This is a genomic window from Streptomyces flavalbus (genome assembly GCF_042674625.1).
GTDB classification, from domain to species: Bacteria; Actinomycetota; Actinomycetes; order Streptomycetales; family Streptomycetaceae; genus Streptomyces; species Streptomyces flavalbus.
Genome location: NZ_JBHTEB010000001.1, coordinates 6,482,904 through 6,504,543 on the forward strand (window position 1 = coordinate 6,482,904; position 21,640 = coordinate 6,504,543).

18 protein-coding genes are annotated in these 21,640 nt (G+C 73.0%); 14 read left to right on the top strand and 4 right to left on the bottom strand.

All coding sequences use genetic code 11. The features are described from left to right. Nucleotides 1-16 precede the first annotated feature (16 nt). Nucleotides 17-1,711: a TIR domain-containing protein gene (locus tag ACFQZ6_RS28960; RefSeq protein ID WP_381614734.1), complete on the bottom strand. Its 1,695-nt coding sequence runs from the start codon at nucleotides 1,709-1,711 to the stop codon at nucleotides 17-19. Further along, nucleotides 1,708-2,766: a TIR domain-containing protein gene (locus tag ACFQZ6_RS28965; RefSeq protein WP_381614737.1), complete on the bottom strand. Its 1,059-nt coding sequence runs from the start codon at nucleotides 2,764-2,766 to the stop codon at nucleotides 1,708-1,710. Before ACFQZ6_RS28965 ends, ACFQZ6_RS28960 begins: the two co-directional genes overlap by 4 nt. Nucleotides 2,767-3,118: 352 nt before the next feature. Here ACFQZ6_RS28965 and ACFQZ6_RS28970 point away from each other — a divergent pair, with 352 nt between their 5' ends. The 6 genes from ACFQZ6_RS28970 to ACFQZ6_RS28995 are packed head-to-tail and all read left to right on the top strand — an operon-like array spanning nucleotide 3,119 to nucleotide 11,206. Further along, nucleotides 3,119-3,316, top strand: coding sequence for a hypothetical protein (locus ACFQZ6_RS28970; protein WP_381614740.1), 198 nt, complete (start codon nucleotides 3,119-3,121; stop codon nucleotides 3,314-3,316). Further along, on the top strand, nucleotides 3,306-4,517 hold the full coding sequence (locus ACFQZ6_RS28975) for an FxsB family cyclophane-forming radical SAM/SPASM peptide maturase (RefSeq protein ID WP_381614742.1): 1,212 nt from the start codon (nucleotides 3,306-3,308) through the stop codon (nucleotides 4,515-4,517). Before ACFQZ6_RS28970 ends, ACFQZ6_RS28975 begins: the two co-directional genes overlap by 11 nt. Beyond that, complete coding sequence (locus ACFQZ6_RS28980; RefSeq protein WP_381614745.1) at nucleotides 4,514-5,293, top strand: hypothetical protein; 780 nt, start codon at nucleotides 4,514-4,516, stop codon at nucleotides 5,291-5,293. Before ACFQZ6_RS28975 ends, ACFQZ6_RS28980 begins: the two co-directional genes overlap by 4 nt. Before the next feature lie 24 nt (nucleotides 5,294-5,317). Further along, complete coding sequence (gene fxsT, locus ACFQZ6_RS28985) at nucleotides 5,318-9,247, top strand: FxSxx-COOH system tetratricopeptide repeat protein (RefSeq protein ID WP_381614748.1); 3,930 nt, start codon at nucleotides 5,318-5,320, stop codon at nucleotides 9,245-9,247. Between the two features lie 28 nt (nucleotides 9,248-9,275). Further along, nucleotides 9,276-10,103 carry a hypothetical protein gene (locus tag ACFQZ6_RS28990; protein ID WP_381614751.1) on the top strand — a complete coding sequence of 276 codons (828 nt, stop codon included), beginning with the start codon at nucleotides 9,276-9,278 and terminating at the stop codon, nucleotides 10,101-10,103. Beyond that, nucleotides 10,100-11,206 carry a hypothetical protein gene (locus ACFQZ6_RS28995; RefSeq protein ID WP_381614754.1) on the top strand — a complete coding sequence of 369 codons (1,107 nt, stop codon included), beginning with the start codon at nucleotides 10,100-10,102 and terminating at the stop codon, nucleotides 11,204-11,206. Before ACFQZ6_RS28990 ends, ACFQZ6_RS28995 begins: the two co-directional genes overlap by 4 nt. Before the next feature lie 1,213 nt (nucleotides 11,207-12,419). On the opposite strand, the gene ACFQZ6_RS29000 is transcribed toward ACFQZ6_RS28995, so the two are convergent. Then, nucleotides 12,420-12,620 carry a hypothetical protein gene (locus ACFQZ6_RS29000; RefSeq protein ID WP_381614757.1) on the bottom strand — a complete coding sequence of 67 codons (201 nt, stop codon included), beginning with the start codon at nucleotides 12,618-12,620 and terminating at the stop codon, nucleotides 12,420-12,422. 231 nt (nucleotides 12,621-12,851) lie between these two features. On the opposite strand from ACFQZ6_RS29000, the gene ACFQZ6_RS29005 reads away from it, so the two are divergent. Together ACFQZ6_RS29005 and ACFQZ6_RS29010 are read left to right on the top strand one after the other, a co-directional pair. Beyond that, entirely contained in the window at nucleotides 12,852-14,036 is a 1,185-nt protein-coding gene (locus tag ACFQZ6_RS29005) for a sensor histidine kinase (protein ID WP_381618721.1), read from the top strand. A gap of 117 nt (nucleotides 14,037-14,153) precedes the next feature. Continuing rightward, entirely contained in the window at nucleotides 14,154-14,852 is a 699-nt protein-coding gene (locus ACFQZ6_RS29010; RefSeq protein WP_381614760.1) for a response regulator, read from the top strand. 12 nt (nucleotides 14,853-14,864) lie between these two features. On the opposite strand, the gene ACFQZ6_RS29015 is transcribed toward ACFQZ6_RS29010, so the two are convergent. Then, nucleotides 14,865-15,887, bottom strand: a complete 1,023-nt coding sequence (locus ACFQZ6_RS29015; RefSeq protein WP_381614763.1) for a Gfo/Idh/MocA family protein — start codon at nucleotides 15,885-15,887, stop codon at nucleotides 14,865-14,867. A 129-nt stretch (nucleotides 15,888-16,016) separates the two neighbouring features. On the opposite strand from ACFQZ6_RS29015, the gene ACFQZ6_RS29020 reads away from it, so the two are divergent. The 6 genes from ACFQZ6_RS29020 (at nucleotide 16,017) to ACFQZ6_RS29045 (ending at nucleotide 21,565) form a co-directional block, all read left to right on the top strand. Continuing rightward, nucleotides 16,017-16,754: a GntR family transcriptional regulator gene (locus ACFQZ6_RS29020; protein WP_381618724.1), complete on the top strand. Its 738-nt coding sequence runs from the start codon at nucleotides 16,017-16,019 to the stop codon at nucleotides 16,752-16,754. Between the two features lie 179 nt (nucleotides 16,755-16,933). Then, nucleotides 16,934-17,932 (top strand): sugar ABC transporter substrate-binding protein, encoded by a 999-nt coding sequence (locus ACFQZ6_RS29025; RefSeq protein ID WP_381614766.1) that lies wholly within the window; start codon nucleotides 16,934-16,936, stop codon nucleotides 17,930-17,932. After that, nucleotides 17,929-18,954 carry an ABC transporter permease gene (locus ACFQZ6_RS29030; protein ID WP_381614768.1) on the top strand — a complete coding sequence of 342 codons (1,026 nt, stop codon included), beginning with the start codon at nucleotides 17,929-17,931 and terminating at the stop codon, nucleotides 18,952-18,954. The genes ACFQZ6_RS29025 and ACFQZ6_RS29030 overlap by 4 nt, the downstream gene beginning before the upstream one ends. Continuing rightward, a complete protein-coding gene (locus ACFQZ6_RS29035) occupies nucleotides 18,951-19,721 on the top strand; it encodes an ATP-binding cassette domain-containing protein (protein WP_381614771.1) in 771 nt (256 codons plus the stop codon). Before ACFQZ6_RS29030 ends, ACFQZ6_RS29035 begins: the two co-directional genes overlap by 4 nt. A 105-nt stretch (nucleotides 19,722-19,826) precedes the next feature. Next, nucleotides 19,827-20,975 carry an ROK family glucokinase gene (locus ACFQZ6_RS29040; RefSeq protein WP_381614774.1) on the top strand — a complete coding sequence of 383 codons (1,149 nt, stop codon included), beginning with the start codon at nucleotides 19,827-19,829 and terminating at the stop codon, nucleotides 20,973-20,975. After that, nucleotides 20,972-21,565, top strand: a complete 594-nt coding sequence (locus ACFQZ6_RS29045) for a sugar kinase (protein WP_381614777.1) — start codon at nucleotides 20,972-20,974, stop codon at nucleotides 21,563-21,565. Before ACFQZ6_RS29040 ends, ACFQZ6_RS29045 begins: the two co-directional genes overlap by 4 nt. Nucleotides 21,566-21,640 lie beyond the last annotated feature (75 nt).

Below are 21,640 nucleotides of genomic sequence, written 5' to 3' on the forward strand. Positions count from 1 at the left end.
CGGGGCGGCGCGTGTCTCAGCCCATCCCGCCGTTGACGTCCGCGAAGGCCAGCGGGACCTTCATCACCAGGTCCCGGTCCAGCGGCGGCAGCGGGGTGCTGGCCTCCGCGACCATGGTGTTGGCGAGCGTGGAGACGTACCGCTTCAGCTCGGTCTCCCGGTCGCCCGCCAGCAGGTCGTAGACGTCGCCGTCCCACTCGGGCTTCCCGGCGGAGTGCACCCAGCGCTGGTAGGGCTTGTAGTCCTCCGGCACCATCCAGCCGTCCAGGGGCCTGGCCCAGATCACCGGCATGATGGCGATGGGCTGCTGGTCCGGCGCGGCGTCCGTGCTCGCCAGGCGTCTCATCATGACCGCCCACTCGCGCCTGCACCACTCCCTCGTGAAGTACTCCTCGGTGATCAGGGGAACGAGCAGGCGCGTGGTGCGGATCGCCTCGATCAGCTTGGGCTCCCACACCGCGCCGTGCTTGATGGTCTTGTCGAGGAACCCGGCGGGCTTCACCCGGCCGCCCAGCTTGGCCGTCACCTGCTTCTCCAGCAGGGCGTGGAAGCGGAGCACCTCCTCCTGGTCGACCGTCCGGTTGTGCCAGCTCGTGAAGAAGAAGCACGAGGGCTTCTCCGGCGCGACCACGGGCGGCGGCTGCCCGGCGCCGGACCAGTGGGCCGCCAGTTCACCGACGATGTCCCGTACGGTGTCGGCCATCTGGCGGCCGGAGCCCGCGGTCTCCGTCTCCGCCGCCACCGTGTCGGCCAGCGCCCGCGCGAAGTCGGGGTCCCGCCGCTCGAACACGATGTCCAGCAGCAGCTCCACCCGCTCCGCCATCGACAGGTCGGCGGTCGCGCTGTCCGACGGCAGGGCGAGACGGGTGCGGGCCCCCAGGGTCGCCATCCAGCGCCGGAAGCTGCCGGAGTCCCGGCACACCGTGGAGCGCAGCAGACTGGAGCGCAGGCTCGTGCGGGCCGCGTCCAGGTCCCCGGAGCGGCGCTGCCGGGGGATCGCGAGCGTCGGGGGCCGCTCGGGCGGCGGGGGCGCCATCCGCGCTATCTCCGTCACGGTGACGACCTGCTCCGGGGTGACCCGGCCCGCGAGGACCGCCTCACCGGCGCGCACGATCTGGTGCGGGTGCCCGCCGAAGGTGTCCACCAGCAGCACGGCGTGCCGCTGCTCCAGGCCCATGTTCTCCTTCAGCAGCCGGACCGCGTCGTCCCGGTCCAGCGGGCCCACCCGCAGCCGGGCGGCCGACGGCCAGGTGCCAGTGGCGCGGGAGGCGACGAGGATACGCGCGTTGCCCTCGGGGAAGTGCCGCCGGATGCCGTCCGGGCGGGCCACGTTGTCGAAGACGTACAGCCAGTCGGCCGCCGTCGGACCGGTCAGCGGCTCGCCCGTGCCCGCCTCGAACGCCTCGCCCAGCAGCGTGGTCTGCGCCGCGACCAGGTCCGCGAGCCGCCCCGGGTCCTGCTCGCCGCCGCAGTCGATGACCCACACGAGTTCGTAGTGCTGGGTGTAGCGGTGGCCGTAGGAGAGGGCCAGGTGGGAGGTGCCGTACCCGTGCGGGCGGTCCTCCGGGTCGTGCACCAGCACGGCCCGGTGGTTGTCGAGCAGCCGGTGCGTGTCCGCGATCTCCTCGTCCCTGCCGACGAACGGTGCCGGGAGCGGCGGGAGGTTGGTGACGGGCGGGAGCTGCCGGGGCGGGCGGCGTAACGGGCTCACCGGCCGCTCCCCGGGGCGTCGGCGGGGGGCGGGGCGCCGGGCAGCGCCTCCTCGATCCGCTGCTCGGCCTCCGCGGGGTCCGTCCCGGCCAGGACGACCACCTCGGCGTCCCGCACGAGCAGCGGCCGGGGCGCGGCGTCGATCTGCACCAGGACGGCGTCCGAGGAGCGGCTGCGGGACTCGGGGAACGCGTCCTCCCACTCGGTGGGGCTGGTGTCCCCGGCGGCGAAGTAGTTCCGGGAGAAGATCACCAGTAGGTGTTCGGCCATGCCCCGCGCCTGGGCGACGGCGTCCTGGAGGCTCTCGCGGCTGGCCCGCCAGCGGTGCGGTACGACCCGGCGGCCCCGCTGCTGGAGCACCTCCGTCATCCAGTCAGCCCACGGCTGGTCGGCGCCGACGTAGCTGATGGCGACCGAGCCCGGTTCGCGCCCCGCGGCGGGGCCGCCCCGGGCCGCCGTGCCCCGCCGCGGGACGGGAACCGGCCTCTCGGTGCCGAACGCCGGGGCCAGTTCCGGCACGTCGGCCGGGTCGAGGTGCTCCAGCTCCGCGCGGCCCGCCTCGGCGATGGTTTTGGCCAACTGTTCGAGCAGGGTGTGGTAGCGGACGCCGTCCTCCGAGTCCGGTGAGGCCGCCAGGGCCTCAAGGCCCCGCTCCCGCAGCCAGTCGAAGGCGCCGGGCGCCGTCACCGCCGTACGGACGCCCGCCGGTACCTGGTCGTCGGGGACGGGCTTCCAGCACAGCGGGACCAGACAGCCGCGCGCCGGGACGCCGCGGACGTCCTCGTGGTACCGCATCCGGGACCGGAAGACCGCCCACTCCTGGCCCGCGCCGCGGTCGGTGAAGTACCGCGGGGAGTACAGGGCGACCATGACCCCGGCCCTGGCCAGGTCGCGTTCCCGGGCCGACTCCGGCTCCGCCACCGCGCCGAGCACCCCACTGACCCCGAACCCCTCCTGGATGCGCAGGTGGTACTCCAGGTCGGTGTGGAACCGCGTCAGCGCACGCCAGCCGTCGGCCCGTACACAGCTCGTATAGAAGAAAGCGGCTGGATCCACGCGCCCCTCACAGACTCCCGCCGGCTGGTCCGGCGTGATGGACAATCGCGCAGACTCGGTCACAAAGGATGGCCGGTCGGTCAACGGCGGTCCCCAATAGGCCGGTTCACACCCCCTTAATACCTCAGAGGATAGGCTTACTTCGCCCCGGTCGATACACTCACAGGTATCTGATGGGGGCGTTCAGTCAGCGCGCCGAGGCATTCTCGAGCGGGGGGCGAGCGGTCCGCGGGCCCACGGGTCCCGGACTGTACCAGGAGCCACACAACTCCCCGGAGCACTCCGGCCGTTCGACCGGACCACGCCGGTCGAACCGCGCACCACTCGGCCGGGACAGCCAGGGGGAGCCTGCGTGACGGCACACGACGCGGCACAGCACACCGCACCCGGCGGCCGGGCGTTACCCGCGTCCGCCGACGGCGCTCCACACGCCCCGCCCGACCCACGGGCCCTGCGCCGCCTGCCGCGCAGCGCCCTCGTCGAGGCCCTGCTGCGCAACGCCGGACACGGCGCCGGACCCGAGCGGCCGAGGTGGGAAAGTGCGGTGTGAGACGGCGCCCAGCGCGCCCCCGCCGCCCGCCGGACCACCGCCCCGGTTCACCCAGTTCGTCGTCAAGCTCCACAGCCGCTGCAACTTCGGCTGCCCCGACTGCTACGTCTACGAGCACCGCGACGACGGCTGGAGCACCCAGCCCCTGGTCATGGGCCCCACCGTGATGAGCCGCCTGTCCGGCCGGATCACCGAGCACCTGCGCCGCCACCGCCCGCCCCGCGCCCAGGTCATCCTGCACGGCGGCGAACCCCTGCTCGCCCCGCCCGCCACCCTGGAGCACTTCGCCCGACGGCTGCGCGCCGACTGCCGCGGCCTCGCCACCCGGATCGACCTGCTCGTCCAGACCAACGCCTCTCGCCTCGACCACGCCTTCCTTGAGGTCTTCCACCGCTACGGCATCAGGGTCGGCGTCAGCACCGACGGCACCCCCGAGTCCCACGACCGGCGCCGCCCCGACCGCGCCGGACGCGGCACCCACGCCGAGGTGACCCGCGCGCTGGAACTCCTGCGCACCCCCCGCTACCGGCCGCTGTACGGCGGACTGCTGTGCGTCGTCGACATCACCGCCGACCCCGTCGCCACCTACGAGGCGCTGCTCGCCCACGAGCCGCCCACCGTCGACCTGCTGCTGCCGCACGCCACCTGGCAGTTCCCACCGCCCCGCTCCCCGGACGCGCCCGCCGCGCCCTACGGCCGCTGGCTCGCCGCCGTCTTCGACCGCTGGTTCGACGCGCCCCGCCGCGAGACCTCCGTACGGCTCTTCGACTCCCTCCTCGACCTGCACCTCGGCGGCACCAGCAGCAGCGAGATGTGGGGCCCCTACGGCTCCGACGTCGTGGTGATCCAGCCGTCCGGACTGATCGAGTACAACGACATCCTCAAGACGGTGAGCGCGGGCGCCGCCCGGTCCGTACTCCACATCGGGGCCCATGACTTCGACCGCGCCGCGGCCGACCCGGGATTCGCCGCCGAGCGCGCCGGACTGGCCGGGCTCTGCGCCCAGTGCCGGTCCTGCCCGGTCGTCGACATCTGCGGCGGCGGGCTGCGCGCGCACCGCCACCACCCGGACAACGGCTTCGACAACCCGTCGTGCTACTGCGCCGACCTCCGGTTCCTCATCGACCACGTCCGCGGGCGGCTGACCGACGGTGTCACCGCCCTGCGCGCGCGTCTTGCCGGAGGGGGGTGGAGCGCATGACCGGCCACCGTGGTCCCAGTGCTCCCTACTACTACATCAGCCACGCCCTGCCCGCGCCGTCCGACCCCTGGCTGCGGGCCTTCCACACCGACGTCCAGGCCGAGATACAGCGGCGCCTGGGCCCCGACCCGGACCGCACCGGCGTGCTGCCGGACCGTCCGCCGGGACCCTTCGGGGCCGCCGTACCGGACTGGACGCCGGTCATGCGCTGCCGCACCCTGCTCGCCCTGCTCACCGAGCGCTACTACACCGAACCCCGCACCCGCGGCGAACTCGCCGTGTTCCGGCGGCGGTTGAGGTGGGCGCAGGACCGCACCGGGCAGCCCTCGCCCGCCCTGGTGCCGGTGCTGTGGACCACCGAGGGACTGCCCCGGCACCGCGAACCCGACACCGTGACCGTGCTCGTCGGCGACTACACCCGCTCCGGACTCGCCGGGCTCGTCGGCGCGCCGCACGCCCGCGGCGGCTACCGGAAGGTGCTGCGCGCGGTGGTCGACCGCATCCTCACCGGGGCCCGTCACGCGCCCCCCGCGATGACACCCGAGGACCTCTGCTTCACCGTCGCCCCAGGCGTTTCGGGAATGCCGCGAATTCCCCTCTCGGGCGGAAGCAACCGTGATAGGCAGTTCCCGCCGCTGCGGGTACCGTGGCTGCCTACGCACGCCGCACCGACGTCCCACCGCGCCGACGCACGGTGGGAGGCCGCCCCCCGCAGATCCTGGTTCTCCACTCCGGAGGACGACGAGAGGCCGATCCTCCGGGGGCCCCACAGCTGACGCACGCACGCTGGAGCGACATCGATGAGCAGTGCCGAGCCCTCCGGTTCCATATCCCGCCGGAACCAGGCGACTGTCGTCACCTTCTACTCGTACAAGGGCGGGGTCGGGCGCACCATGGCGCTGGCCAACATCGCCTGGCTGCTCGCCGACGCCGGACACCGGGTCCTCGCCGTCGACTGGGACCTGGAGTCCCCCGGCCTGCACCGCTACCTGCGGCCCTTCCTGCGGGACCCGGAGCTGAGCGAGTCGCCCGGGGTCGTGGAGATGGTGCAGAACTACGGGCGGGCCGTCGAAGCCCTGGCGGCCGAGGGACTGTCCGACGCCGACCACGAGCGGCGGCTGGCCGAAGTCCTGCGGCGCCACACCCAGGTCGGCTTCTACACCGACTCGCTCGCCTACCGGTTCCCGCACCCCGGGGGCCGGATCGACTTCCTCGGCCCCGGCCGCCAGGACGGCCTGTACAGCCGACGCGTCGCCGCCTTCGACTGGGCCCGGTTCTACCAGGAGCACAGCGGGCGGCTGTTCGCCGAGACCCTGCGGCGCGGCCTGCGCGAGGACGACTACGACTACGTCCTCATCGACAGCCGCACCGGCCACTCCGACAACGCCAGCCTGTGCACCCTGCTCCTGCCCGTCGTCGTCGTCGTCGGCTTCAACCTCAGCAACCAGTCCATCGAGGGCTCCGCCGCCGTCGCCCGCCAACTGCGCGAGCAGTCCGGCGGCCGCATCAGGGTGCTGCCCGTCCCGATGCGCGTGGACCCCTCGCACCCCGAGCAGGCCGAGCGCCGCCGCGCCCGCGCCCGCCACCAGTTCGAGGGCGCCGTCGGCCCGATCCAGCTGACCGGCGAGGAGCAGTACTGGCGCGAGGTCGAGGTGGGACACCTGCCGTACCTCGCCTACGAGGAGACGCTCATCCCGTTCGCGCTGCGGAAGTACGTCGTCTCCCTGCAGAAGCTGGCCCTCGAACGGCTCGGCAAGGAGATCAGCGGCGACCCCGACCTGTGCTTCGCCACGCTCCCCGACACCGACCGCGAGCGCTACGGCCAGGCGTTCGCCGCCGAGCCCCCCGCACCCCGCGTCGTCCGGCTCGTGTACGAACCCCAGGACCGCGGCTGGGCGGAGTGGATCCGCGCGGAACTGGCCGCCAACGGGGTGCTGGCCGAGTTCGGGGACGGCCCCGTCGACCGCGCCGTCCGCCGCGACCCCGGCGTCACCCACCTCGTGCTGATGTCGTCCGCCATGGTCGGCTCCCCGCAGCTCACCGCGCTGGCGGCGAACCTGCCCAACCCGGGCGGGCTCGGCGACCGGCCGGAGGTCAAGGTGGCCTGGCTGGAGGACATCGAGGTGCAGCCGCCGTTCCGCGGCCTGCGCGGCCCCGAGTTGTACACCCTGGAGGAACAGCCCGCCCGCAACGCCCTCCTGACGCACTTCCTGCCCGGCGACCGGCACGACGCGCCCTGGGCGGAGCGCTCCGGCGCCGGACCCCGCTTCCCCGGCCGCCACCCCCGGGTGTGGCACGGCGTCCCCAGTCACCAGGGCGAGTTCCTCGGCCGCGAGGACCGCCTGCGGCAGCTCAGGAACGCCCTGCCACCGGGCCGCGCGGCCAGGAAACCCGTCGTCCTGAGCGGACCGGCGGGCGTCGGCAAACGCACGTACGCCCTGGAGTACGTGACCCGGTTCCGCGCCGACTACGACATCGTGTGGTGGCTGCCCGCCGCCGACGCCGGGAGCATCGAACGCGAACTCGTCCTGCTCAGCGAGCGGCTGAACGCCTCCCCGAAGGCGTCGCCCCGCGCCATCGAGGCACTGCGCGAACTGCTGGAGGGCCGCGAGGGCGGACCCGAGCGCATCCTCCTCGTCTACGACGACGCCCGGCAGCCCGAGACCGTGCGGAACCTGCTCGTCACCGGCAACCAGGTGCACACGCTGATCACCTCCGAGAGCGCCGACTGGGGCGGCGTGGCCGAACCCGTCGCCATCGAACCGCCGACCGCCGAGGAGGCCGTACGGTACCTGCGCCGCAAGCACCCCGCGCTCACCGTCGAACTCGCCCAGCGGCTCGTCGCGTTGGGGGAGACCCTGCCGCAGATGCTCGACCAGATGGTGGCCTACCTGCGCAGCACCGCCCGCCCGGTGGAGGCGGCGGTGGACGACTTCGTACAGGAGATCACCAACCGGCGGGACATCGGCCTCGGCGCGGTCCCGGCGATGTGGCAGAGCGTCGTCGAGGACGTCGGCAAGGAACGCCCGGCCTCGCTGGAGCTGCTGAAGACGCTGACCGCGCTCTCCCCGGAGGGCGCGGGCTGGGACCTGCTGGAGTCGCCCGCCGCCCTGGACTTCCTGCGGCTGCCCGAGGGCCCCGAGGGCGCCCGGCAGCTCGGGTTCGCCGCGCAGAGCCTGGTCGGCAGGTCGCAGGCGAGCCAGGACCAGGACGGCAAGCGGCTGCGGGCCTCCCGGATGATCCTCACCTGGCAGCGCCAGCAACTCGAACCCGAGGAGGCCGCCCGGATCGCCGCGGGCGTCCGCCGCGTGCTGGCCGCCTACGCGCCCCCGGACGACCGCGTCGACGACCGCACGCTGTACCCGCGCTACGCCGAACTCGACCGGCACGTCGAGTCCTCGCAGGCGGTGACCGACGACGACCCCGAGGTGCGCCGCTGGCTGGTCAACCAGGTGCGCTACCGGCGCCTCACCCAACGGCTGCGGGCCGCCCACGACCTCGCCCGGCGGCTGGAGGAGAACTGGACCGCCACCCTGGCCACCGGCGACGAGGAACGGCTGCTCCTGCTGCTCCGGCTGCGCGTGGAACTGGCCAACATCCACACCGACATGGGCGACTACCCGGAGGCCAACCGCGTCAACGCCGCCGCCCACCGGGAACTGTGCCGGGTGCAGGACGTCGACGGCGACTTCACCCTGCGCAGCGCGCTCGGCCGGGGCGGTGAGCTGCGCGCCCTGGGCCGCCCGCAGGAGGCGCTCGCCGAGGACGCGTCCACCCTCGACATCCTGCGCTCCAAGTACGGCCCGCGGGACCACTTCACGCTCATGGCGGGCAGCAACCTCGGCCTGTCCCTCGACATGGTCGGCCTGCCGGGCGACTCCCTGGAACAGCACCGCGAGGTCCACGCACAGCGGGTCAGGGTGCTCGGCGAACGGCACCCGCTCACCCTGCGCACCTCCGTGCACATGGGCGGCAGACTCCGTGAACTCGGCCGCTACGACGACTCCCTGAGCCGACTCCAGGAGATCTACCGGCACACCAGCGACGCCGCCGACTTCGGCTGGTCCAACGTGACCACCCTGCTGGCGGCCTGCTCCCTGGCCTCCACCCTGCGGCACATCGCCGTGCTCTCCCCGGAGCTGTCGCGGCGGGCACGCCAGGAGAAGGCGGACTCCGCGCGCGTGCTGGACGCGCGGGTCGTCGACGCCTTCGTCACCTACGGCGGGCCCCGGCACCCCGAGACACTGGCGGCGCGCGCCGGACTCGCCGCCGACCTGCGGTTCCTCGGCAAGGTCAGCGGGCCGGGCGGGGCGCGGGAGCTGGCCGAGGAGAACCTCGCGGCGTACCGGGAGTGGGGCGAGGACCACCTCTTCGCCCGGATCGCCGAGGTGAACCTCGCCCTGGTGCTGCGCGACGCCGAGGACGAGACCGCCGTGGAGCTCAGCGAGCGGGGCCTGCGCGGGCTGCGCGAGACCCTCCACGTCGACCAGCACCACCCGCTCATCCTCACCGCCGCCCTCTGCCACGCCAACCTGCTCGTCTTCGCGGGCGAGGCGCGTGCCGCGCGGGAGCTGGACGAGCGCACGCACCGCGGCCTGCTGGAGAAGTTCGGACCCCGGCACCCCCTCACCCTGCTCGTGGCCGCGCACCTGGGCCTGCGCGAGGACGCCGCCGACCACGCGGACCCGGACCACCGGGTCGGCATCGAACTGGACATCCCGAAGATCTGAGTGAGCAGCACGGAGCAAGGAGGAACCGATGGCACATCCGTCGACGGGGTCCATCGGGGTGCCGCACTCGGTGGCGGTGCTCTCGGCGACCCGCGGCAGCGGAGCGACGCTGCTGACAGCCGCGGCCGGTCTGGTCGTCGACGACGCGGTGGGCCGGGTCGGGCAGACGGTGATCCTGATGGACGCGGACACCGACGGCGGCGGGCTGACCGAGCTGACCCGGTACTGGAACGCCACGTGCGAGGCCCCGAAGGACGGCCTCCTGGGCTTCGCCGAGGACCGCGTCGAGCTGGCCATCCGGCCCGTGCACCGCTATCTGCGGCACGTGCACACCGGTGACCCGCGGCGCCAGGACATGGCGCTGCTCCCGCTCGGACCGGGTGACAAGCCCGGCGAACGGCTGCCCACCGACGGGACGCTCCAGGACATCGTCGGCGCCGCCGTCGACGGACTGGTGGACCTACGGGGCTGTCTGATCGTCGACTGCGGCGTCAGCCGCACCCCGGTGACCCAGGAGGTGTGCGAACGGGTCGAGCACATCATCCTCGTCGGACCGCCGGACCCGGCCGGAGCGGCGGAGACGGCACAGCTCAGGACGTGGCTGGGCGAACGCGGCCTGGACCGGAAGGTCCTGGGCCGGGTGTGCAACGACCCGCAGGGCACCGGCCCGTGTACGGCCGGACCCACGGCGGCCGAGGCGCCGCTGATGCTGCTGCCGTACGACCGGTCCGGCGCGGCGGACGTGGCCCTGGGCCGCCTGCCGGACCGCGGCACACCACTGGTGAGGACGCTGTACGACGGACTGCTGGCGCGGTGGCCGGACGTACTCGACGACGGGGCGATGGGGGCGAGATGAACGAGGACAGGACCGACTCGGCGGCGCGGACCCGGCCCCCGGCGACATGGTCGGCCGAGGTGCGGCGCGCGGCCCATGTGACCGACGACAGCGACGTGTTCATCGGCCTGTGCGAGGACGCGCTCAGCGTCGGCGGGCTGCACCACGTGGCCGAGTACCGCTGGGGCGTCTTCGACTACTCGGTGGACATCCTGGACCGGCTGCCCGGCTCCCAGGGCGGCGGTTTCGGGGGCGACGACCTGGACGTCCGACGGGACCGGTTCATCCGCCTGGGCCGCCAACTCCACTACGTCCTGGGCCGGATGGACCACGTCCTGCGCTCCGTGGACAGCGGCAGGCTCATCCGCAGCGTGCTCCAGTTAGGCGACGGCGCCGTCTTCCACTACTACTTCCGCGCCGACGACTACCTCACCGGGTACTCCCTGGGCGCCGGGACCGCCGACGCGGGCGACCGGGCCATGGCCGACCTGGTGGGCCGGTTCCGCCAGGAGATGGGCCTGCCCGTGATGAACTGGGGCGGCTTCGGCTCGGAGGACGACCCGCCGCGGGAACGGACGGTCGTCAAGGAGCCGCACCGGATCGTCGAGGGCGACTGGGGCAGCACGGAACCGGAACTGCTCGCCCGCTGCGCCGAGGCGGTCTCCCCCGACGGACTGCACTACGCCGGATGCGTCGGACCTGGCATCGGACGGCTCAGCGCGGACGTCTTCAACGACCCCTCCCTGTCCCGCTTCTTCGGCGGCCTCACCCGCGACCAACGGCGCACCCGCTACGCCGAGCTGGGCGACCGGCTGCACTACGTCGTCGCCCGGCTCAACCAGTCCCTGCGCGCGATCGTGCCGGGCAGCCTCTCCCGCGTCGTCCTGGACGTGGAGGAGGGCGCCCTGTTCTACGTCGACCGGCCCGGGGACCACTTCCTCCTCGGCGTCACCCTCGACCAGAGCCAGGTGGCCCGGGCCGACCAGCAGATGAACGCGCTCGTCCACCGCGTCGCGGCCACCACGGACGAGAAACCCCCGGCCACGACGGACGAAGGACTCCCGGCCACGACGGACGAAGGACTCCCGGCCACGACGGATGAGAAACCGGACAACACGGTGTGAATTCCGACCCACCGGGTGACCACTCGCTCACGCGGGTACATCACCTGTACGAGCCGCGGGCGTTCGGCCCCGGAGTTCGCCCGATGCTGGGATGCTCAGCGGGCTGGGAAGTCGGCCGGAGGCGGAGCGAGCCATGGCAGGGACGCTGAGAGCGGCGCGCCACCTGTGGGTCATGCTCGCCGTCCTGGCGTCCGGCTGGGCCCTGTCGTCCGGCACGGGCATCGGCTCGCTGGCCGACACCACCGCCTACCCGCTGGTCGTCTCCGCGCTGCTCGCCGTGGGACTGTACGGATCGACCTCCGGCATCGACCTCGCCGAGGCCCGCCGCGATCTGCGCACCCTGCTGGTCGCGGTCACCGTGGGCGTGCTCGCCAAGGCCGCGCTGATCATGCCGGTGCTGCTGCTGGCCGTCCGCGAACCGGGGTACGTCATCCTCGCGATCGCGGTCGCCCAGATCGACCCGCTCTCCGTGGCGGCGCTGCGGTCCCGGTCGCGGATGTCGGAGCGCGGCAAGAACGTGCTCACCGTCTGGTCGTCCTTCGACGACCCGGTCACCGTCCTGCTGACCGCCTACCTCGCCCCGGCCGCGTTGCACGCGCTGGACGACGCCGCCGACCCCTCCGCGTTACCCGTCACCCCCGACGCGTACGCCCTCACCACGGTCGGCAACGCCGTCCTCGTCGTCGTGGCCGCGCTCGGCTGGCGGCTGCTGCGGCCCCGGACGCGGGACACCCGGCGCACCGCCGTGCTGCGCGCCGCCGCCTGCCTGCTACTGCTCGGCGGGCTCCTCGCCGCGGCCACGGTGTACGGGCTGATGCTCGGCGTGGCCGTCGCGGGACTGTTCTACCGGCCGCCCCCGCTGGCGCCGGTGCTCGGCCCGCTGCTCGACACCGCCTACCACACGGCGCTGTTCGCCCTCGGGATGCTGCTCGTCGACGGGATGGAGCCGGGGCCCGGCGCCGCCCTGGGAGCGGCGGCCTTCGGCGCGCAGTGCGTCGTCGGGTGGGTCATCGCCCGCGGCCTGGGCCACTACGACCGCATCTCCCTGGCGCTGGGCCAGCAGAACGGCGTGACGGCGGTCGTCCTGGCCCTGTCCCTCGAACCGGCGTTCCCCCGCACCGTGGGGATCGTCGCGCCCGCCGTCGTCACCGTCAACGTGCTGCACTTCGTGGCGAACGAGGCGTGGAACCGGCGCCGGCGGACCGCCGGGCCCTCAGGGTCCGCGCACGCTCTCCGCGGCGGCGAACAGGGCGCCCGCCAGCACCAGGAGGGCGACGCTGACGAAGATCTCGTAGCCGTCGAAGACACCGATCCGTTGCACGAACCCCGCGTCCCAGTCGGTGAACTCGTGCACCAGACCGAGCACCCCCTGCACCAGGGCGAGGAATCCGAGTAGCTCCAGCAACTGCCTCATGGGCACGAGCCTCGCCGCGCGGGGCCCGCCCCCGCGTCGGCCACCGGGCGGGACCCCGTCGACGAAAGTCGACGATCCGCCGACTTTGGTCGACGACCGCCCGCGCGGGGCACCCTCCCGGCGCCGCGCTGCGTAGATTTGCCGACCGTGAGGGACGACAGCGTGGCAAGGCCGACATCCGTACCGGCTCCGGAGTTCGCGGGACGCCGCTGGCTGTTCCCGTCCGCCCTCATGCACCAGCTCGACCCCGGTACCGGCGACGGGCGGGGCGGGCGGTGGCCCCGGCGCACCGCGCGTGACTGGGTCGTCGACTTCTCCTGCTTCCTCGTCGCCGTCGCCATCGGCATCACCAGCGCCGACGTGGTCGGGGACGACCCCGCCACCCCGGCGGCCCTCGCCGCGCTCGACCAGGTGCTGGGCGCCCTCGCCTGCGCCGCCGTCTGGCTGCGGCGCCGCTGGCCCGTCGCGCTCGCCGTGGCGCTGACCGTCCTCTCGCCCCTCTCCCTGACCTCCGGCGGCGCGGCCTTGGTCGTCCTGTTCACCGTCGCCGTGCACCGGCCCTTGCGGTACCTGGCCTGGATCGGCGGCGCCAACCTCGCGCTGACGCCGGTGCTGTACTGGCTGCGCCCGGACCCGACGATGACCTATCCGACGGCCGTGGTGCTCACCGTGCTGCTGATCGCCACGGCCGGTGGCTGGGGCATGTTCGTCCGGTCCCAGCGGCAGCTCATGCTGAGCCTGCGCGACCGGGCCCGGCGGGCCGAGACCGAGGCCCGGCTCCGCGCCGAGCAGGCGCAGCGGCTCGCCCGGGAGGCCATCGCGCGCGAGATGCACGACGTCCTCGCGCACCGGCTGACGCTGCTCAGCGTGCACGCGGGCGCCCTGGAGTTCCGGCCCGACGCGCCCCGCGAGGAGGTCGCGCGGGCCGCCGGGGTCATCCGGGAGAGCGCGCACGAGGCCCTCCAGGACCTACGGGAGATCATCGGCGTCCTGCGCGCCGCGGAACCCGACGACGCGGGCCGCCCGCAGCCGACCCTCGCGGCGCTGGACGCGCTGGTCGCGGAGTCCCGCGCGGCCGGGATGAAGGTCACCCTCGACCACCGGGTCACCGACCCCGGGAGCGTCCCGGCCTCCGTCGGCCGCACCGCCTACCGGATCGCCCAGGAGGGCCTGACCAACGCCCGCAAGCACGCCCCCGGCACCGAGGTCACCGTCTCCGTCCGCGGCGCCCACGGCGAGGGGCTCACCGTCGGCGTGCGCAACCCGGCCCCCGAGGGCGACGTGCCGTCCGTGCCCGGCTCGGGGCAGGGGCTCATCGGGCTGACCGAGCGGGCGTCGCTGGCCGGGGGACGGCTGGAACACGGCCCGGAACCGGACGGCGGCTTCGCGGTGCGGGCGTGGTTGCCGTGGGGATGACGGGCGTACCCGCGCGTGAACGAGTGGTACACGCGCGTGAACGAGCGGTACGCGCGCGTCGCGTGGGTGGGGCGTACGCGCGCGTGGGCGCGTGGTGGGGCGTGGTTTCGTAACCCCATGACTGCGACCGCGATCAGACTGCTCCTCGTCGACGACGACCCCCTGGTGCGCGCCGGGCTGTCCCTGATGCTGGGCGGCGCCGACGACATCGAGATCGTCGGCGAGGCGGCCGACGGCGCGCAGGCCGAGACGGTGGCCGCCCGCACCCGGCCCGACGTGGTGCTGATGGACATCCGGATGCCCGCCGTCGACGGCCTCACCGCCACCGAACGGCTGCGCGCCCGCCCGGACGCCCCGCAGGTCGTGGTCCTCACCACCTTCCACGCCGACGAACAGGTGCTGCGCGCCCTGCGCGCGGGCGCCGCCGGGTTCGTCCTCAAGGACACCCCGCCCGCCGAGATCCTGGCGGCGGTGCGCCGGGTCGCGGCCGGTGACCCGGTGCTGTCGCCCACCGTCACCCGCCAGTTGATGGCCCACGCGGCCGGAACCGCCGCCGCCCCCCGCCGCCCCCGCGCGCGCGAGCGGCTCGCCGCCCTCAACGAGCGGGAGCGCGAGGTCGCCGTCGCGGTCGGCCGGGGCCTCGCCAACGCCGAGATCGCCTCGGCCCTCTACATGAGCGTCGCCACCGTCAAGACCCACGTCTCCCGCATCCTCGCCAAGCTCGACCTCAACAACCGGGTGCAGATCGCGCTCCTCGCCCATGACGCCGGACTGCTGGAGGACCCGGAGGAACCTGCGGGCGGGGCCGGGCACTAGCGGGCCCGGCGCTCAGCCCATCACCGGCTCGATGCGCCCCGGGATCTCCGACAGCCGTACCGACCGGTGCTCGCGCCGGGACAGGTCGCACGCCTCGGCGATGCGCAGCGCCTGCAACGCCTCCCGCCCGTCGCACGGGTTGGCGCGCTCCCCCCGGACCACCTCGACGAAGGCGTGCAGTTCGGCCTCGTAGGCGGGTCCGAAGCGCTCCAGGAAGCCGGTCCACGGCTTGGACGCGGCGGGCGGCCCGGTCGGCTCGGTGGAGGCGATCGGCGTACGGTCGTCCAGGCCGACGACGATCTGGTCCAGCTCCCCGGCCAGCTCCATGCGCACGTCGTAGCCCGCGCCGTTCAGCCGGGTCGCGGTGGCCGTCGCTAGGGTGCCGCCGTCCAGGGTGAGCAGCGCGGCGGCGGTGTCGACGTCCCCGACCTCCCGGAACATCGCGCCCCCGGCGTCGGACCCGGCGGCGTACACGTCGACGACGTCGCGCCCGGTCACCCAGCGGAGCATGTCGAAGTCATGGATCAGCGTGTCCCGGTACAGCCCCCCGGACTGCGGCAGGTACGCGGCCGGGGGCGGCGCCTGGTCGGAGGTGATCGCCCGGATGGTGTGCAGCCGTCCCAGCCGCCCGGCGCGGACGGCCTCCCGCGCGCCCGCGTACCCCGCGTCGAACCGGCGCTGGAAGCCCATCTGGAGGATCGTGCCCGCCGTCTCCACCTCGGCGATGGCGCTCAGCGTGCCGGGCAGGTCGAGGGCGATGGGCTTCTCGCAGAACACCGGCAGCCCGGAGCGCGCCGCCCGGCCGATCAGTTCCGCGTGCGCGGAGGTCGCCGTGGTGATCACCACCGCGTCCACGCCCCACTTGAAGATCTCGTCGACGCCAGGCGCCGCCGTCTCCCCGATCCGGTTCGCTAATTCCTGGGCCCGGGCGGGGTCGGCGTCCGTGAGGATCAGCGATCCCACGTCCCGGTGCCTGCTGAGCGTCCTTGCGTGGAACGTGCCGATGCGGCCCGTTCCGATGACCCCGATGCGCATGGAATCAAGGTGGTGTGCCGCCCACCGCCCTGTCAATGCGTATGTCCGGACAATCGGACTACACAACTTCCCGTCAACAGCTCACGGAGCTACGCTCAGGCCGTGCCGAAACCAGAAGTGGACCCGACCGTGTCGCTCGCCCTCAGCGTGGACCGCAGCTCACCGGTGCCGCTGTACTTCCAGCTCTCGCAGCAGTTGGAGGCCGCGATCGAGCACGGCACGCTCACCCCCGGCAGCCTGCTCGGCAACGAGATCGAGCTGGCCGCCCGGCTCGGTCTGTCCCGGCCCACCGTCCGCCAGGCCATCCAGTCCCTGGTCGACAAGGGCCTGCTGGTGCGCCGCCGCGGCGTCGGCACCCAGGTCGTGCACAGCCAGGTCAAGCGCCCGCTGGAGCTGAGCAGCCTCTACGACGACCTGGAGGCGGCCGGTCAGCGCCCGTCGACGAAGGTCCTGGTCAACACCGTCGTCGCCGCCTCCGCCGAGGTGGCCGCCGCGCTCGGTGTCCCCGAGGGCGGCGACGTCCACCGGGTGGAGCGGCTGCGGCTGGCGCACGGCGAGCCGATGGCGTACCTGTGCAACTTCCTGCCCCCCGGGCTGCTCGACCTGGACACCGCGCAACTGGGGGCCACGGGGCTGTACCGGCTGATGCGGTCCGCCGGGATCACCCTGCACAGCGCCCGCCAGTCCATCGGCGCCCGCGCCGCCACCGCCGCCGAGGCCGAGCGGCTCACCGAACCCGAGGGGGCGCCGCTGCTCACCATGCGGCGCACCACCTTCGACGACACCGGCCGCGCGGTCGAGTACGGCACCCACACCTACCGCCCGGCCCGCTACTCCTTCGAGTTCCAGCTCCTCGTACGGCCGTGAGGGCCCCTTCTCCCGTCCCGCAGGGCCCCTTCTCTCGTCGCATTGTCCGGACAAGTGAGCGGTGTCACCGTCCCCGGACGCCGTAGCCCTCACCCCCGTGTTCGATACTGGGGCGTTTGGGGCTGGTGGGAACACCGGCCCCCACGCACGACAGAACACGGCAAGAAGGGCACGGCCTCGTGGCACGGTTTCGGACCTGGACAGGCATCGCGGTGGCGGGGGCGCTGTGCGCGTCCCTCGCCGCGTGCAGCAGCACCGGCGGCAAGCGCGCCGAGGACGCCCGCGAGGCCGCGCGGGGCAAGGCGACGGTGAGCACCCCTCGCTGGACCTTCGCGATGATCACCCACTCGGGCGATGGCGACACCTTCTGGGACATCGTCCAGAGCGGCGCCAAGGAGGCCGCCGCCAAGGACAACATCAACTTCCTGTACTCCCACGACGACGAGGCCCAGCAGCAGGCGCAGCTCGTGGACGCCGCCGTGGACAAGAAGGTCGACGGCATCATCGTCACCCTCGCCAAGCCGGACGCGATGAAGGCCGCCGTCGCCCGCGCGGTCAAGGCGGGCATCCCCGTGATCACGGTGAACTCCGGCTCCGCCCAGTCCAGGGAGTTCGGCGCGCTCACCCACATCGGCCAGGACGAGACCATCGCCGGGCGGGCCGTCGGCGAGGAGCTGAACGCGCGGGGGAGGAAGAAGGCGCTGTGCGTCCTGCACGAGCAGGGCAACGTCGGCCACGAGCAGCGCTGCGACGGCGTCGAGGAGACCTTCGGCGGCACGGTGCAGCGGCTGCACGTCAACGGCACCAACATGCCGGACGTGCAGTCCGCCATCGAGGCCAAGCTCCAGGCCGACCCGTCCGTCGACGCCGTCGTCACCCTGGGCGCCCCCTACGCCGACACCGCCGTCAAGGCCCGGCAGGGCGCGGGCAGCGACGCCGAGATCGACACCTTCGACCTGAACGCCAAGGTCGCCGCCGGTCTGAAGGACGGCACCCTCGGCTTCGCCGTCGACCAGCAGCCGTACCTCCAGGGCTACGAGGCGGTCGACCTGCTGTGGCTGTACCGCTACAACGCCGACGCCCTCGGCGGCGGCCAGCCGGTCCTCACCGGCCCGCAGATCGTCACCAGGGAGCAGGCGGCCGAGCTGGAGGAGTACACGAAGCGGGGCACGCGATGAGCGCCGTTGCAGAAACGTTCCGCCCGAAGTCTCCGCTCCGCGCCCTCCTCGGCCGCCCCGAACTCGGCTCGGTCGTCGGCGCGCTCGCCGTCTTCGTCTTCTTCGCCCTCGCCGCCGACAGCTTCCTGCGCGCCACCAGCCTCAGCACCGTCCTGTACGCCTCCTCGACCATCGGCATCATGGCCGTCCCCGTCGCGCTGCTGATGATCGGCGGCGAGTTCGACCTGTCGGCGGGCGTCATGGTGACGTCCTCCGCGCTGATCTCGTCGATGTTCAGCTACCAGATGACCGCCAACGTCTGGGTCGGCGTCGGCGTCTCCCTCCTCGCCACCCTGGCCATCGGCGCCTTCAACGGCTTCATGCTGACCCGCACCAGGCTGCCCAGCTTCATCATCACGCTCGGCACCTTCCTGATGCTGACCGGCATGAACCTCGGCTTCACCAAGCTGATCGACGGCACCGTCTCCACCAAGACCATCGCCGACATGGAGGGCTTCCCCGCCGCGAGGGCCGTCTTCGCCGCCACGCTCACCGTCGGCGGCGTCGACTTCAAGGTCACCATCCTGTGGTGGCTCGGCCTGGTCGCCCTCGCCTCCTGGATCCTGCTGCGCACCCGCGCGGGCAACTGGATCTTCGCCGTCGGCGGCGACCAGGACGCCGCCCGCGCGGTCGGCGTCCCCGTCGCCAGGACCAAGATCGGCCTCTACATGGGCGTCGCCCTCGGCGCCTGGATCTCCGGCCAGCACCTGCTCTTCTCGTACGACGTCGTCCAGTCCGGCGAGGGCGTCGGCAACGAGCTGATCTACATCATCGCCGCCGTCATCGGCGGCTGCCTGATCACCGGCGGCTACGGCAGCGCCATCGGCTCGGCCGTCGGCGCCCTGCTCTTCGGCATGACCAGCAAGGGCATCGTCTACGCCGAGTGGAACCCCGACTGGTTCAAGTTCTTCCTCGGAGCGATGCTGCTCCTCGCGACCCTGCTCAACGCCTGGGTCCGCAAGCGCGCGGAGGCCACCAAGTGACGCTCGTGAAGCTGACCGACGTCAGCAAGAACTACGGCACCGTCCGCGCCCTCGAAGGCGTCTCCCTGGAGGTCGGCGCCGGGGAGATCACCTGCGTCCTCGGCGACAACGGCGCGGGCAAGTCGACCCTGATCAAGATCATCGCCGGACTGCACGAACACGACGGCGGCACCCTGCTCATCGACGGCGAGGAGACCCGCCTCTCCTCCCCGCGCGAGGCCCTGGACCGCGGCATCGCCACCGTCTACCAGGACCTCGCCGTCGTCCCGCTGATGCCGGTCTGGCGCAACTTCTTCCTCGGCTCCGAGCCCCGCAAGGGCGTCGGCCCCTTCAGGCGCATGGACGTCGACCACATGCGCCGCACCACCCACGCCGAACTCCTGCGCATGGGCATCGACCTGCGCGACGTCGACCAGCCCATCGGCACCCTCTCCGGCGGCGAGCGCCAGTGCGTGGCCATCGCGCGCGCGGTGCACTTCGGCGCGAAGGTCCTCATCCTGGACGAGCCCACGGCGGCCCTCGGCGTCAAGCAGTCCGGCGTGGTCCTGAAGTATGTGGCCGCGGCACGCGACCAGGGCCTGGGCGTTGTCTTGATCACCCACAACCCCCATCACGCGTACCTGGTGGGCGACCGCTTCGTCCTCCTGCGCCGCGGCACGATGGTGGGCACGTACACCCGGGATGAGATCACGCTCGATGAGCTGACGACCCAGATGGCAGGCGGAACAGACCTGGAAGATCTACGCCATGAACTACAGCGCCGCTAGGGGCGCGGGGAACTGCGCGAACAACCACGACGGCGCCGCACCCGGCAACGCACACCAACCCACCTGTTCGGCACCCCGCACCCCCGTGAGGCACAATCGGCGACGATGAGCACCTACGGCACCTTCACCGCCCCCATCGGCTCCCGCAGAGCCCCGGCGCTGCGCACCATCGGCACCCGGGAGCGCCGCTCCCACCTGACCGCCCCCCGGGTGCCCACGGTCGGCATCGACATCGGCGGCACCAAGGTGATGGCGGGCGTCGTCGACGCGGACGGCAACATCCTGGAGAAGCTCCGCACGGAGACCCCGGACAAGTCCAAGAGCCCGAAGGTCGTCGAGGACACCATCGTCGAACTCGTCCTCGACCTGTCCGACCGGCACGACGTGCACGCCGTCGGCATCGGCGCGGCGGGCTGGGTCGACGCCGACCGCAACCGCGTGCTGTTCGCGCCCCACCTGTCCTGGCGCAACGAGCCGCTGCGCGACCGCATCGCCGGGCGCCTCGCCGTGCCCGTGCTGGTCGACAACGACGCCAACACGGCCGCCTGGGCGGAGTGGCGGTTCGGCGCCGGACGCGACGAGGACCACCTCGTCATGATCACCCTCGGTACCGGCATCGGCGGCGCGATCCTGGAGGACGGCCAGGTCAAGCGCGGCAAGTACGGCGTCGCGGGCGAGTTCGGCCATATGCAGGTCGTGCCCGGCGGCCACCGCTGCCCGTGCGGCAACCGCGGCTGCTGGGAGCAGTACAGCTCCGGCAACGCGCTCGTCCGCGAGGCCCGCGAACTGGCCGCCGCCGACTCGCCGGTGGCCTACGGCATCATCGAGCACGTCAAGGGCAACGTCGCCGACATCACCGGCCCCATGATCACGGAGCTGGCCCGGGACGGCGACGCCATGTGCATCGAGCTGCTCCAGGACATCGGGCAGTGGCTCGGCGTCGGCATCGCCAACCTCGCCGCCGCCCTCGATCCGTCCTGCTTCGTGATCGGCGGCGGCGTCAGCGCGGCCGACGACCTGCTCATCGGCCCCGCGCGGGACGCGTTCAAGCGGCACCTCACCGGCCGCGGCTACCGCCCCGAGGCCCGCATCGTCCGCGCCCAGCTCGGCCCCGAGGCCGGGATGGTCGGCGCCGCCGACCTCGCCCGGCTGGTCGCCCGCCGCTTCCGGCGCGCCAAACGGCGCCGGGTGGAGCGTTACGAGCGCTATGAGCGGTTCGCCGCCCAGGCCCGGGGTATGCGGGAGTCGCTGTGACCGCCTCCCTGCCCCAGCAGACCGCCCTCCCCCCGGAGCCGCCGCAGTCGCCCGCCGAGCGCCGCCGGGTGGTCCGCCGCCGCGTGCTCACCCTGATCATCATCGTGCTGCTGATCGGCGTACCCGCCGGTTACCTGGTGATCTCCGCCGAGCAGAGCCGGGACAGCGGCAGGACCAAGGAACAGAAGTACTCCGCGCGCGGGCTGACCCACGACTGGCCCGCGAAGGTACAGCGGCGCGTCTACGACGTGCCGATCCCGCACCCGTCGAACCAGGTCGCGTACTACGAGACGAACAACTGGCGCACCAGCCGCCTCTACGTCCAGTTCCAGACCACGCACGACGGCCTGGACGCGTTCCTGAGGGACATCGGCGTCAGCCGGGACCAGCTTGAGAAGAACAACATCACCATCAGCGACCGCGACCGGCACATCGTCGGCTGGAAGTTCTCCGGCCCCGGCGCCCGCCTCGGCGGCTACTGGGGCCTGTCCAACAAGGAGAAGAACCCCAAGCCGTCCCAGGACGTGGTGGTGAACACCCAGAACTCCCGGTACCCGATGGTGTACGTCGTCTCCCGCACGGTCCCCTGACCGGCTCCGGGGCCGATTGTCAGACCCCGCCCGTAGAGTCGGAGACGACTGATCCGACACGACGGGCGGGAGGTG

What these genes read in the sequence shown, in the direction of transcription:
- ACFQZ6_RS28980 (WP_381614745.1), top strand. Translation starts at nt 4,514, where the DNA reads ATGACCGGCCACCGTGGTCCCAGTGCTCCCTACTACTACATCAGCCAC.
- fxsT (WP_381614748.1), top strand. Translation starts at nt 5,318, where the DNA reads ATGAGCAGTGCCGAGCCCTCCGGTTCCATATCCCGCCGGAACCAGGCG.
- ACFQZ6_RS29040 (WP_381614774.1), top strand. Translation starts at nt 19,827, where the DNA reads ATGAGCACCTACGGCACCTTCACCGCCCCCATCGGCTCCCGCAGAGCC.
- ACFQZ6_RS29015 (WP_381614763.1), bottom strand. Translation starts at nt 15,887, where the DNA reads ATGCGCATCGGGGTCATCGGAACGGGCCGCATCGGCACGTTCCACGCA.
- ACFQZ6_RS28990 (WP_381614751.1), top strand. Translation starts at nt 9,276, where the DNA reads ATGGCACATCCGTCGACGGGGTCCATCGGGGTGCCGCACTCGGTGGCG.
- ACFQZ6_RS29030 (WP_381614768.1), top strand. Translation starts at nt 17,929, where the DNA reads ATGAGCGCCGTTGCAGAAACGTTCCGCCCGAAGTCTCCGCTCCGCGCC.
- ACFQZ6_RS29010 (WP_381614760.1), top strand. Translation starts at nt 14,154, where the DNA reads ATGACTGCGACCGCGATCAGACTGCTCCTCGTCGACGACGACCCCCTG.
- ACFQZ6_RS29005 (WP_381618721.1), top strand. Translation starts at nt 12,852, where the DNA reads ATGCACCAGCTCGACCCCGGTACCGGCGACGGGCGGGGCGGGCGGTGG.
- ACFQZ6_RS29000 (WP_381614757.1), bottom strand. Translation starts at nt 12,620, where the DNA reads ATGAGGCAGTTGCTGGAGCTACTCGGATTCCTCGCCCTGGTGCAGGGG.
- ACFQZ6_RS28995 (WP_381614754.1), top strand. Translation starts at nt 10,100, where the DNA reads ATGAACGAGGACAGGACCGACTCGGCGGCGCGGACCCGGCCCCCGGCG.